Annotated in this window: 10 protein-coding genes; 1 reads left to right on the forward strand and 9 read right to left on the reverse strand. The window is 39.7% G+C overall.

Going from position 1 to position 12421, the window contains the following annotated elements:
• Window positions 1-113: 113 nt before the first annotated feature.
• Window positions 114-770 carry a redox-sensing transcriptional repressor Rex gene (locus tag IW492_RS02435; protein WP_202064787.1) on the reverse strand — a complete coding sequence of 219 codons (657 nt, stop codon included), beginning with the start codon at window positions 768-770 and terminating at the stop codon, window positions 114-116.
• Window positions 771-969: 199 nt separating this feature from the next.
• Here IW492_RS02435 and IW492_RS02440 point away from each other — a divergent pair, with 199 nt between their 5' ends.
• Entirely contained in the window at window positions 970-2904 is a 1935-nt protein-coding gene (locus IW492_RS02440) for an ABC-F family ATP-binding cassette domain-containing protein (RefSeq protein ID WP_202064789.1), read from the forward strand.
• Between the two features lie 106 nt (window positions 2905-3010).
• Here IW492_RS02440 and IW492_RS02445 read toward each other — a convergent pair whose 3' ends face one another.
• The 8 genes from IW492_RS02445 to IW492_RS02480 all read right to left on the reverse strand — a co-directional run bounded on the left by IW492_RS02445 (window position 3011) and on the right by IW492_RS02480 (window position 11877).
• The gene (locus tag IW492_RS02445) at window positions 3011-4810 is read right to left on the reverse strand and encodes a choline/carnitine O-acyltransferase (RefSeq protein WP_202064791.1); all 1800 of its coding nucleotides are present in this window, start codon (window positions 4808-4810) and stop codon (window positions 3011-3013) included.
• 415 nt (window positions 4811-5225) lie between these two features.
• A complete protein-coding gene (gene dtd, locus IW492_RS02450; RefSeq protein ID WP_202064793.1) occupies window positions 5226-5672 on the reverse strand; it encodes a D-aminoacyl-tRNA deacylase in 447 nt (148 codons plus the stop codon).
• Between the two features lie 11 nt (window positions 5673-5683).
• Window positions 5684-7897, reverse strand: a complete 2214-nt coding sequence (locus tag IW492_RS02455; RefSeq protein WP_202064795.1) for a RelA/SpoT family protein — start codon at window positions 7895-7897, stop codon at window positions 5684-5686.
• Between the two features lie 488 nt (window positions 7898-8385).
• Entirely contained in the window at window positions 8386-9027 is a 642-nt protein-coding gene (locus tag IW492_RS02460; RefSeq protein ID WP_202064796.1) for a deoxyribose-phosphate aldolase, read from the reverse strand.
• 10 nt (window positions 9028-9037) lie between these two features.
• Window positions 9038-9790, reverse strand: a complete 753-nt coding sequence (locus IW492_RS02465; RefSeq protein WP_202064797.1) for a 16S rRNA (uracil(1498)-N(3))-methyltransferase — start codon at window positions 9788-9790, stop codon at window positions 9038-9040.
• A gap of 1 nt (window position 9791) precedes the next feature.
• Window positions 9792-10739 carry a 50S ribosomal protein L11 methyltransferase gene (gene prmA, locus IW492_RS02470; RefSeq protein ID WP_202064798.1) on the reverse strand — a complete coding sequence of 316 codons (948 nt, stop codon included), beginning with the start codon at window positions 10737-10739 and terminating at the stop codon, window positions 9792-9794.
• 12 nt (window positions 10740-10751) lie between these two features.
• Window positions 10752-11240 (reverse strand): DUF3013 family protein, encoded by a 489-nt coding sequence (locus IW492_RS02475; protein WP_202064799.1) that lies wholly within the window; start codon window positions 11238-11240, stop codon window positions 10752-10754.
• A 4-nt stretch (window positions 11241-11244) separates the two neighbouring features.
• The gene (locus tag IW492_RS02480) at window positions 11245-11877 is read right to left on the reverse strand and encodes a DNA-3-methyladenine glycosylase (protein WP_420705923.1); all 633 of its coding nucleotides are present in this window, start codon (window positions 11875-11877) and stop codon (window positions 11245-11247) included.
• Window positions 11878-12421: the final 544 nt, after the last annotated feature.

Consider the following 12421-nt stretch of genomic DNA (forward strand, 5'->3'; position numbering starts at 1 on the left):
TTGTTATCTAAAAAGAAAAAGCAAACACCAAAAAAGGAATCTTTTCCAGAACATTTTTCAGTTCGGGCAACGACTCCTTTTTGTTTGCTTCATATTTGCTTTTGCAACACTAATTATTCTGATTCTTCCACATCAATTAATTTCTCATCATTATGCAGGAAATAAATCAATGTCTGCAGCTCATTGGTTAAATCAACATTTTGAATCAATACGTGTGACGGAGCTGCCAGGCGGGCGATAGTAAAGTTTAGTATCCCTTTGATTCCGGCTTCTGCCAACTGATTTACTATATCCTGAGCTTTACGTGCAGGCAGTGTTAAAATTGCAACTTCAATCTGCTGCATTTTAATTTGCTCCAGCATATCTTCAATCGGGTAAACAGGTACACCATCCACAATTCTTCCGACAATATCCTCATTAATGTCAAACGCACAGCTCACTCTAATGCTGTTGCTTTGATGAAATTTATATTTCAGAAGTGCGCTGCCCAAATTCCCCACACCAATCAGTGCGACATTTGTCAGTTCATCATCATTCAGTGTTTTACCAAAAAAATTCATCAAATTTTCGACATCATATCCGTAACCTCTTTTGCCCAGTTCTCCAAAATAGGAAAAATCACGGCGAATGGTTGCACTGTCGACTTGGACTGCTTCACTCAGCTCAGTTGAAGAAACCTTGTTCTTTCCTGCATCATACAAAATTCTTAAGTACCGATAATATAAAGGAAGCCTGCGTGCAGTGGCTCTTGGAATCGTTTGATCTTTCACATTCATACCTCCAACTATTTAAATCTCCTCTAATAGTAATAATAGCAGTTACTCTGAACAAAAAGCAATGTTACTGCTCATAATTATTTTTTATTTCATACTATAATAAAAAAAATACGAAACAGCTGTTTCATCAAACTGAATTTTTCGTTATTTTATGCTACACTGATAGGGATTACTACGAAATGAGGACAGCATAATGATTTTATTACAAGCAAATCAGATTGCCCGCTATTTTGGTGCTGAGACTTTGTTTGAAAACATACAGATGGAAGTGGCGGACAACAGCCGAATTGCTTTAGTTGGACGGAACGGAGCCGGCAAGTCCACACTGCTGAAAATAATCGCCGGCACAGAAACTCCTGATGCCGGAACAATTTCCAAAAGCAAAACCTCAACCTTGGGATATTTGGCCCAAGATACAGGACTTGATTCTGAAAAGAGCGTTTGGGCTGAAATGCTGCTGACATTTGCAGCAATAACTGCAATGGAAAAAAGAATGCACGAGTTAGAGCAAATAATCAGTGAAACAGATCCCGAGAGTTCAGACTATCCGCCTATCCTAAAAGAATATGATCGTCTGCAGCAGGAATTTGCTGATCAAAATGGCTATGGCATAGAAAATGAAATTCGTTCTGTCCTCCATGGATTTGGATTTGACAGCAGTTTTTATGATCGCTCCATCAATTCTCTTTCTGGCGGACAGAAGACACGTCTGGCGTTGGCGAGAATGCTGCTGCAAAAACCTGATCTTCTAATTTTGGACGAACCAACCAACCATCTGGACATCGAAACCCTGTCCTGGCTGGAAAACTATCTGCCGAACTATTCCGGTGCTTTACTGATCGTTTCCCATGACCGTTATTTTCTGGATAAAGTTGTAACTGAAATTTATGAATTAAGCAGAAGAAAGATGCACCACTACAAAGGTAATTATTCAACCTATTTAAAACTGAAGGCTGAAAAGCTGGCGAGTGAGTGGAAAGCATTTGAAAAACAGCAAACTGAAATTAACAAGCTGGAAGATTTTGTTGCCCGTAATCTTGTCAGAGCCTCTACAACCAAGCGTGCACAAAGTCGACGTAAAGTTCTTGAAAAAATGGACCGTTTAGATCGACCTCAAGGTGATGAGAAATCAGCGCACTTTCTTTTTGATATCGAAAAAACTTCCGGCAATGTTGTCCTTCAATTGGAAAATGGAGCGATTGGTTATGCTGAAAAGATACTTTCTGCCCCAATTAACATGGATATTCGCAGACAGGAAGCTATTGCTTTAGTTGGACCTAACGGGATTGGCAAATCCACGCTGCTGAAATCAATTATCGGTGAGCTTCCGTTTATTAAAGGCTCTGTTTCTCTGGGAACAAATGTCTCAATCGGCTACTACGATCAGGAGCAGGCGAATCTTCATGGAAACAAAACGGTTCTTGCAGAATTATGGGATGAGCATCCGACAACACCTGAGAAAGATATCCGTAATGTACTTGGAAGCTTTCTGTTCAGCGGAAATGATGTGGATAAAACCATTCCTTTACTCAGCGGTGGAGAAAAAGCCCGAGTCGCTCTGGCAAAACTGTCAATGAATAAAGAAAACTTTTTGATTCTTGATGAGCCGACCAACCATTTGGATATTGACAACAAGGAAGTACTCGAAAATGCACTGATTGATTATGAAGGAACCTTGCTTTTCGTTTCTCATGACCGCTATTTTATTAACCGGATTGCAACGAAGGTAATTGAACTGTCAGAAAAAGGCAGCAAGCTGTACCTTGGTGACTATGATTATTATCTGGAAAAGAAAAAAGAGGAAGAAGAGCTCGCTGCTTTGGTAGCTGTCAAAGACCAAAAAGGGGTAACCATTCCGACGAATAAATCAGATTTTTATCAAAATAAAGAGTCTCAGAAACTCTTAAGGACTCTGAAGAGAAAAATTATTCAGATTGAAGAGATGACGGCTGAAGTGGATAAAACAATTCATATACTTGAAACAGAGATGAGTCAGCCTGATTCAACTGAAGATCATGTCCTTTTAATAAAACTAAATACACAGCTGGAAGAGGCACAAGCGAAACAAGAAGAGCTCCTTAATACTTGGGAAGAGTTGAGCCTTGAGCTGGAGGAAATGGAGTCTTGATTCCACTCTGAAACATACTAAAAATACTGAGGTTTAAGCAACAGCTGTCGAGCAGTTGTATCCAGAAACTTCAGTATTTTTCTATAGCTATTTTCTTTTCAGCAGATTAAAAATTAACAGCTGTGTTTATTTTCTGATCAGCCGCCAAGTCAAGCAGCTCCGTTATTGCCTGATCGATCGCATCCAGCAGCTGCATCGCTTTTTCTGTCAGCTCTTTTCTAGATGAAATGGTCAGGGCAATACGATTTTCAAGAATACCGTAATACAAGCCAAAACCATCCTGTTCTACTGGTCCAAAACTAAACGATTCCAGTAAGTCAGAAGGAATTCCTGTTGTAGAAATAAAATTTTGACTGATTTTTTGAATACCGTCAGAAGAGAAAAAATACTCCGCTTCCACCTTTGCATCAGTCATTTTCTGCAGTCCGAAAAGATGTCGTTCTACCCCCAGCCCTTCTTGGCACCTGCTGATACGCTTGGAATGAGCTTCTATACCACTCATAAACAGCTTATATAAACTCAAATTATCCTGAGCTGATTCCTTCTTCCTGTTGACAAATGCTTCAGCAAACTTCTTTTTTTCCAAACTGACAGAACGGGCACACTCGGTCCTTCCCTGATAAAATTCTCTCATAGCAACAGGCTCATATACAGATTTCAACTCATCGAATACTCTCTGCTGAGCAACTGCCAATGCCATGTGAAAAAGAGCATCCGGACTGATTTTAAATGCCTTTATTTGTTCTTTTCCAACGTAGTCCAAAACTAGTCGTTGAATACTGCAGGAATTATTTTCAGCTTCTGTCAATTCCTTACATTTTACCAGCTCTGCGCTGATTTCATCAGTCAAATGCCAGTTCAATCTTACTGGTATATTTTGTTCAGCGAGCTTTTGGTCAGCAGCAGCTTTACTGAAATCAATAGAATTTAACTGCTTAAATACTTGGGTCAGCAAATTCATCGCCGGAACACCATCAACCGCTGTATGCTCCATATTAAAACCAATCCCGCCATTCTCTGTAATGATTGCCTGGATAGTTTTCGTATAAAACTGATCTTTTCCATCCAGCAGCATAGTTGAAATCCGCCCATTTTCCGTCATATCATCACCGGCATTAAAAGACAGCATAAATAAAGAATGTTCAATCATTGCCAGATTCTCAGCATTTTCCGGATATTTTTTTAACAGCCGATAGACATGACCCGCCTCGTTTCTTTTAACCCCTGTAGAGTAAGCTAAATTCTTTTCGGCTTCATCTGAATAATTATCCTTAGTCAGAATGAAATGAATCATTGCTAATATTGAATCCTGAGAATGCATCTGGCCGGCATCATTAATGACCTCAAGTTGATAATAGCAGCCGTCATTTACAACTATAACATGTCTAGATGGTTTTGCTGCTTTATAGAAAGAATCACCAAATTCGCCCGGAATCCGGCAGCTGCCATAAAAGTTCCCATAAAATGACATATCCAAATGCTCATTTTTACGAGTATAATCCAGCGGAAAACGCTCTTCATAGTAATCTTGACAATTTTTTACCAGAGAGCAGATGACACCGGCAGCCTTCTCAGCACGTGAAGAAAGATGCTTATGGTATTTCGGATTGATAACTAAAGCAAAATTAGATTGGGTTTGCAAATGTCCCTGCAAAGCCAAATAGTTCTCCTCCCAGAACGGAGCAAGCCAGCTGTCTGTTCCTTTGTCGCAATATTCATTCAAGCGTGCTTGAAGTACCATTCCCTCTGCTTCAGCAAACTGCCGGATAATTTGTCTAAACCCATCCATCTCTTCATCCGTCAAAAACGGAGCCGCCCATTTGACAGCTTCTTCCAGTGTATCTTCCAACGCAGGAACAGGCAGTTTCTTCAATAGAGGACGCAACTCTTCTTTATATCGTTTCATTTATTCAGCTCCTTCTTTTGTAAGTATTCATTCAACTATTTATTATACCAGTGAATCCTCTATTCATGACAGTCACAGTAAAAAAGAATCACATCAAAAGTACAAAACCGTCTGTTCTTCATTACGCAGGCTCTTGTTCATTTTTTTAAACTACAAAAAATGGACAACCCAAATATTAAAAACACTGTGTATCTGGATTGCTTCTTCCTTAAAGAAAAAATCAGCCTGCTGGGAGCCTCTTGTTATTTATCGCGTTGTTTCCACTGGATGACTCCCTTTTCACTTCATCCTTACTTGACAGGAGGAGTTTTTTACTTTGCTTCAATTCTTTTCATTTGTATTTTTTCATGCGTTTGTCATGAAAAAGAGTCATTTCCATTTCTGAAAAATCTTCCAGAAACAGAAATGACTCTTTTTATTTTTCCCGTGTATCAATAACGATTGTGACTGGTCCGTCATTGATTAGAGAAATATCCATGTTACCGCCAAATTCCCCGGTTTCAACAATAATACCAGCGTCTCTCAGCTGCTGATTAAATGCTTCATAGAGAGGAACAGCCTGCTCAGGTCTGGCAGCCTGAATAAAGCTCGGGCGGTTTCCTTTTTTTGTCTCTGCATACAACGTAAATTGAGAAACACTTAAAATACTTCCCCCTATTGCCTGAATATCCAGATTCATTTTTCCTTCTTCGTCCTCAAAGACACGAAGCTTGCTGATTTTACGTACCAGATACGCCACATCTTCCATAGTATCCTCTACATGAATCCCTAAAAGGATCATAAATCCATGATCAATTTTCCCGATAATAGTACCTGTCAGTTCGACATGAGCTTTTGAAACTCTTTGAATAACAGCCTTCACATTGTCTCCTCCTACCCATTGGTCCGACGAACACTATAAACATCCGGAACATTTTTGATTTTGTCTACTATTGTTTTTAAATGAGACAGGTTCTGAATTTTCACCGTAAGATGAATCATTGCCATTTTATCCTTAGTTGGCTTCGCTTCTACGCTAACCAAATTTTTGGTCATGGAACTGATCGCTTGTAAAACATCATTCAAGAGACCGCTGCGATTATAGCCATAGATCTCTAAATCTGCATTATATTCCTTATTCAGATTCTCAGTATCTTCCCACTCCACCTCGATCATACGTTCAGGGAGCTCCTCCTGATGCTGAACATTCGGACAGTCGGCACGGTGAATAGACACCCCACGCCCTTTGGTGATATAGCCGACAATTTTATCTCCCGGTACAGGATTACAGCAGCGGCTTAGGCGGATCAGAAGATTATCAATCCCCTGAATAACAATTCCGCCTTCGTGTCGAACTTTCATCTTATCAGACTCTTTTTTCACAGGCTGAGTCAGCAGTTCTTCTGCTTCCTGCTTCTGCCGTTCCTTTTCCTGCTCTTTTCGTTCTTTTTCAGTCAGACGATTGGAAACCACTTGCGCACTGATTTCACCATAGCCCACAGCAGCATACAAATCATCTTCCGACTGATAATTGAATCGCTCAACTGCTTCGGAAATTTTAGCTTTGCTCATAAATTCTTTTGGTGTAAAGCCATGCTCTGTCAAGAATTTGCTGATCAAGTCATGCCCTTTAATAATATTTACTTCCCGATCCTGAACCTTGAAAAATCGTTTAATTTTATTTCTGGCTTTACTGGTTTTTACCATTTTCAGCCAGTCACGACTGGGACCAAATGAATTAGGTGAAGTCAGAACCTCAATAATATCCCCGTTTTTCAGCGTATAGTCCAGTTGAACCATTTTGCCATTTACTTTGGCACCAGTTGTTTTATTCCCAATCTCAGTATGTACACTGTAGGCAAAATCAAGAGGTCCGGAACCTTTCGGCAGTTCAGTTACATCACCTGTCGGGGTGAAAACATAGACTTTGTCACTAAAAATATCGCCTTTGACACTTTCCATAAAATCAGAAGCATCATAACTTTCGTCTTGAAGCTCCAAAATTTCATGGAACCAGCTAAGTTGTTTGCTTTCTTCATCTTCTTCGACTTTATCTGTTTTTCCTTCTTTATATGCCCAGTGAGCGGCTACCCCAAATTCTGCAATCTGATGCATCTCATGCGTCCGTATTTGAACTTCTATAGGATTTCCTTTTGGACCGATAACTGTCGTATGGATAGACTGATACATATTGGCTTTTGGCATAGCAATGTAATCTTTAAAACGTCCCGGCATTGGTGTCCATTTTGTATGAATCGCTCCCAGCACAGCATAGCAGTCTTTAATGGAATCAACGATGACACGTATAGCCAGTAAATCATAAATTTCCGTAAACTGCTTCTTTTGATCTTTCATCTTCCGATAAATAGAGTAAATGTGCTTCGGTCTTCCATAAATCTCTGCGTAAATTTCTAAATCTTCTGTAGCTTTTTTAATATCTTCTACAGCCTCAGTAATATATTCTTCTCGTTCTTCTCTTTTGGTCTGCATTAAATGTACAATCCGGTAATACTGTTTGGGATTGATATAGCGCAAGGCTGTATCTTCAAGTTCCCATTTAATACGGCTCATCCCTAAACGATGAGCCAGCGGTGCATAAATCTCCAGCGTTTCCTGAGCAATTCGTCTCTGTTTGTCATCCCTCAGATGTTTCAGTGTGCGCATATTATGAAGTCTGTCAGCCAGCTTAACCATAATAACCCGTAAATCCTGCGCCATAGCCAGCAGCATTTTTCGGTGGTTTTCCGCCAACTGTTCCTCATGGGACTTATACTTGATTTTACCAAGCTTTGTCACCCCGTCAACCAGCATAGCGACATCTTCGCCAAATTCATTTTTTAAATCTTCCAAAGTTACGTCAGTATCCTCAACGACATCGTGAAGGAACCCCGTTGCAACGGTATGAGGGTCCATATGTAATTCAGCAAGAATGCCCGCCACCTGTATGGGGTGAATAATATAAGGCTCTCCTGATTTTCTCACCTGTCCTTCATGCGCACTTTCAGCGTATTTGTAGGCTTTCTCAACAAAAGCAGTGTGCTGGTCTGACATATATTTTGACACAGTGCTTATTACTTGCGGACCGGTTACGATTTCTTCCTTTGACATCGCCCTCACCCTTTCTCTGTATTTATTTTCAACAGACTGCTGCTGCAGTAGTCTGGACAATACAGTCATTGTCTATTGTCAGTTTATATTTTTATAGTTTAACATTAATCAGAGTAAAAAAAAGCCCGAGAAACAATAAATTTTTGATCTGAGCTGAGATTTTTAAAAGAAAGCAGATTAAAGAATGAAAAAATGAATAGACATACGCCCCTATTTTATTCATCCTTTCGCAGCACATTCAATTCCAAAATAACTTTCTATAAAAAATCGACTCAATCCATCAAGAATAGAAATTCGGAAAAACAGTTATTTCTTACAATATGAATATTTATCGTTCAAATCATTCATCTTCAAAAAAACAAACAGCAATTTATCAAAAATTTGTTGAACAATTTTCGTAAACTCCTGCCTGCTTCTCATAACTGACTACTGTCCTTGCTTCTTAAGCAGTAATCATTATACTTAAAATTCTCAATTTTGTCCGCTGCTCACTTCTTTTTCAGCAGCGGCAGAACCTCTCTGGCGTTGTTGATTCCAATCACATCTGCACCTGATTGAAGTAAAATTTCTATCTCCAGTAATGTAGGTGAATTCACATTTACCTGAACTCTCAGCTGGCGTTCCCTTGCGGTACGGAAAATACCCAGATGAAATAATGCATCTTCAACAGATATGCCTGTTCCCAGCAAAATTTCCTTAACATTGACACGTCCAATCTGAAAAGCGATTCTGCTGCGATCCTCCTCTGGCATCTCATCGATATCAATGAAAAATCCTAACTGTCCTTTTCCAAAAGAAAGCGGCTCAAGCATTTGAAAAGTTTGCTTGCTTATCGGCAGATTTTCCAGTGTTGCTGTAATATAGACTTCAGCTGCGCCGTTTCTGTATATTTCACCCGTTTCAAACGCTTGTTTACCCAAGGTTCCAGCGCCCAATGGATAATCTGCAATACTCCCGACCTGTATTGTTGTTCCTTCCAAAAGCTGCTTTGTTCTGGTTATCTGACAGGGCAGCACGATAACAGCTTTGATGCCAAACTCCCTGATAAACAAAATATCTTCCTTCAACTGCTGATCAGTCATAGATGAATCCAACAGCAGTACAGATAATTGTTTTAAATCAATGCCCATAACAACCCCCCTACACCAGTAATTCAAATTGATAGCTGACAGCACTCAGTGCATAAAGCGGTGCAGTTTCAGCTCTTAAAATCCGAGGACCTAATCCGCAGAGAACCCCTCCATTTTGTTCAAATAGATTGATTTCCTCCGGTGAAAAGCCGCCTTCCGGACCAAAAACAATTAAAAGTTTTTCTCCTGGTTTCATTTTTGTCAATGTTTGTGCCAGCGTGCTTCGTTCTCCTTGCTTCGCTGACTCTTCATAGGCAACCAATACTTTCTCATAGATAGAAAATTGATCAATCAATTCTTGTTCTTTTTCAACTAAAGTGATCTCGGGAATCCACTGTCGGTGAGACTGCTCTGCTGCTTCCTGTGCAATTTTTTCCAGTCGTTTTGCTTTATTGCCTTTTTTCTTATGGTCCCATTTTACAATAGAATTTTTAGCTGGAAATCCGATAAAATGATACGCCCCAAGCTCAGTCCCTTTTTGAACAATCCACTCAAGCTTGTCGCCTTTAGGAAATCCGCAGGCGATCGTTACTTTTATTGGAAGCTCCTTAACCGCTTCTTCTTTGGAAATTTCGCTGATCTGGACTTCCGAATCACTGATCTCTGTTATTTCTCCCAGAATGACAATACCGTCTTCAAAAACAAGAAAAAGTTGATCTTCCGGCTTCATGCGCATCACTCGAACAATGTGATGATAATTTTCTCCGTTAACTGAAAACAAGTTTTTCTCTTCATAGGTCTCGTTTATAAAATAACGCTGCATATTATTCTTCCTCTGATTTTTTCAAAATAATCGCATACCAGTCGCCCTGTTGAAATATCTGGTCCGCAATAAACCCTGCTTCACTCATCTGTTCTAGTACCATAGCCTTTTTCTCGTGGATAATTCCTGAAACAATAAACGTTCCGTTTGGCTGCAGCAGACGATATGCATCCTTAATCATCAATACAATGATATCCGCCAAAATATTGGCAACTATTACATCCGCTTCAACACTGATATCCGTCAGTAAATTATTCGCCGAAACATGAACATTTTCTGCAATTGGATTCAACCCCATATTTTCTTTTGCAGAAGTAACCGCCACATCATCTAAATCATATGCATACACAGATTCTGCCCCCAGATATCTGGAAGCAATACTCAGCACCCCTGATCCTGTTCCCACATCTAAAAGGGTTTCTCCTCCTCGAAGAACAGTTTCCAGCGCCTGAAGAGTGAGTCTGGTTGTCGGATGCGTTCCGGTTCCAAATGCCATCCCTGGATCTAAAGTGATGATTTTCTCGCTGTCATCTTTGGGCTCGTATTTCTCCCAGCTTGGAACAATTGTTAAATAGCGGGTAACACGAACAGGATGATAATACTTTTTCCAAGCAGTTGCCCAATCACTTTCAGCTACTTCACTGACAGTTAGTTCATTTTTCCCAATTGCCAACCCAAAATCGGGCAGACGCATGATATTTTCTTTGATAAACGGAACAACTTCAGGTAAAAAAGTAGTTTCCGGAAAATAAGCCATCACCAGAGCACCTTCTTTAATATGAGTAAAGTGTTTTTTATCCAATATTTCACCAAACAAATCACTCTCAAAGTTTTCCACATCAAGCGCATCCTCAATCGCTACTCCGCTGGCTCCTGCTTCCATCATAATATTTGAGACTGCTTCAACCGCTTCACTGGCAGTTTCAACTTTTACTTCTGTCCATTTCATCGCTGCCCCTCCTTAATAGCTTGGATAAGGCAGATAGATTTCCAAATCGGTTCCTGCCTGTTTCAAAACATTCTTATATTCTTCTTCATCCCAGATCAGTTCAAAGAATTCTTTATCCGGATTATTTAAAAACTCAAGCAAATCATCCAGCCCATCTGTCAATACATCATTTAAATAGACCAATACACTGTCTATTACTGCTTTGCTGATCCCTTTCTTTCCATCAAATGGGATAACCGCTAAGAAATCTTCAGGGTTTGGCTCCTGCTTCCCTTTTTCAGTATTAAAAAACAATATCCCATCTTCAAACTCAATGATTTCTTCTTGTGATGAAATTCCTTCTGAATCGTCAATCGTTTCACCCGCATTATTTTCCGCAAACAGGCGTACCATCAGTTCAATGGTATGATTTCGTGTATCCCAATCAATTGCTGTGTCAAATTCACTGAGCTGCTTATCTATCTGTTTATCCAGATAATCCAACATCGTTTCTTTTTTCATCTGTCTATTCTTCCTTCCAACCTAATGTCGTTAAATCAACTGCATCTTTTCTCTGTAATGAAATATAGGGGTTTCCTGCCACTGCAAAACGTAATGGGCTGTCTGTCCAGATTCCTTTGTTCGGAATACCAATACGTGGTAAAGCAAGAATTTTTTTCGGATGCTTTCTTTTTTCCGGAACCAGATGGAGAGAACTGTTAAAAATGGATTGACCATATAAGTCTCTTTTAATATCCAATGCCTTTACCAGTTTTCCGGGACCATTCGTCAACTCGACCCCTGTTCTGCCGCCGCGGAGTCTTTCCATTTCCTCCAATCCCTGTGCAGGCTGAATTGCCCGAATCATCACTCCCTGAGGATGACCCTTGTCTCCGGTTACCATATTCAGAATTAAGTGTGTATGCATCGTATACAAATAAATCGTTCCAGGATGATCATACATTGCCTTCAGCCTTGGCGTGTTTCGCATCCCAAAGCTGTGTGCCGCCTCATCTTCAGGGCCCAGATACGCTTCGGCATCCACAATATATCCAGCCAAAAGACCATTTTCTGTCTGATGCTCCAAGTACATTCCTAAAAGATATTGTGCGATCTGTTCTGTTTTATGCGTTTTAAAATAATTCATCGTTTCATTCATAGTTACACCACTTTCCATCATACACAATCCTTGATAAATAAGCTATGAAAACAGCTGCCCAATGGGAGTAAGCCTCCGTTTCTGAAGAGCATTCAACTTTTCATCTGCTTCAAAAGATTTCAAAATTTTAAATCCTTTCAGTTATTCCTCTCTAAAGAATAAGCAATTTTTCTAAAAGATTGTTCATACTCACAACAGTTATTTTATCAAATTTTCTTTAACATTGTATCACAACAAAAATACGAATGTACGTTCTTTACAAAAAACATGATATACTAGGATATGTCTAAAAACTCTAAAGACGAATGTTTTCAAAAAAATAGATCTAGACGAATTCCGTGACAATTTTCGGAGAATACTTCTTATTATCATAAATCACTGCGATTGATTTATCAAAGCAAGTCTTTTCGTGCTTTGAGCAACCACAGGAGCACTTACATGACCTTCTCTGCGACGAGGAGCCGCAGGGAGCACTTGCACAATCTTAACTGCACTGTCCCGAGAACTTTAAAATGAACAACATACCCGGAATCATCACAATGAT

It is taken from the genome of Enterococcus sp. BWB1-3 (genome assembly GCF_016745275.1).
Taxonomy (GTDB): domain Bacteria; phylum Bacillota; class Bacilli; order Lactobacillales; family Enterococcaceae; genus Enterococcus_L.

Bases quoted from the DNA above. Each gene is read 5' to 3' on its own strand.
- IW492_RS02480 (WP_420705923.1), bottom strand. From the start codon at position 11,877: ATGAATGAAACGATGAATTATTTTAAAACGCATAAAACAGAACAGATC.
- IW492_RS02440 (WP_202064789.1), top strand. From the start codon at position 970: ATGATTTTATTACAAGCAAATCAGATTGCCCGCTATTTTGGTGCTGAG.
- prmA (WP_202064798.1), bottom strand. From the start codon at position 10,739: ATGAAATGGACAGAAGTAAAAGTTGAAACTGCCAGTGAAGCGGTTGAA.
- IW492_RS02475 (WP_202064799.1), bottom strand. From the start codon at position 11,240: ATGAAAAAAGAAACGATGTTGGATTATCTGGATAAACAGATAGATAAG.
- IW492_RS02445 (WP_202064791.1), bottom strand. From the start codon at position 4,810: ATGAAACGATATAAAGAAGAGTTGCGTCCTCTATTGAAGAAACTGCCT.
- IW492_RS02465 (WP_202064797.1), bottom strand. From the start codon at position 9,790: ATGCAGCGTTATTTTATAAACGAGACCTATGAAGAGAAAAACTTGTTT.
- IW492_RS02460 (WP_202064796.1), bottom strand. From the start codon at position 9,027: ATGGGCATTGATTTAAAACAATTATCTGTACTGCTGTTGGATTCATCT.
- IW492_RS02455 (WP_202064795.1), bottom strand. From the start codon at position 7,897: ATGTCAAAGGAAGAAATCGTAACCGGTCCGCAAGTAATAAGCACTGTG.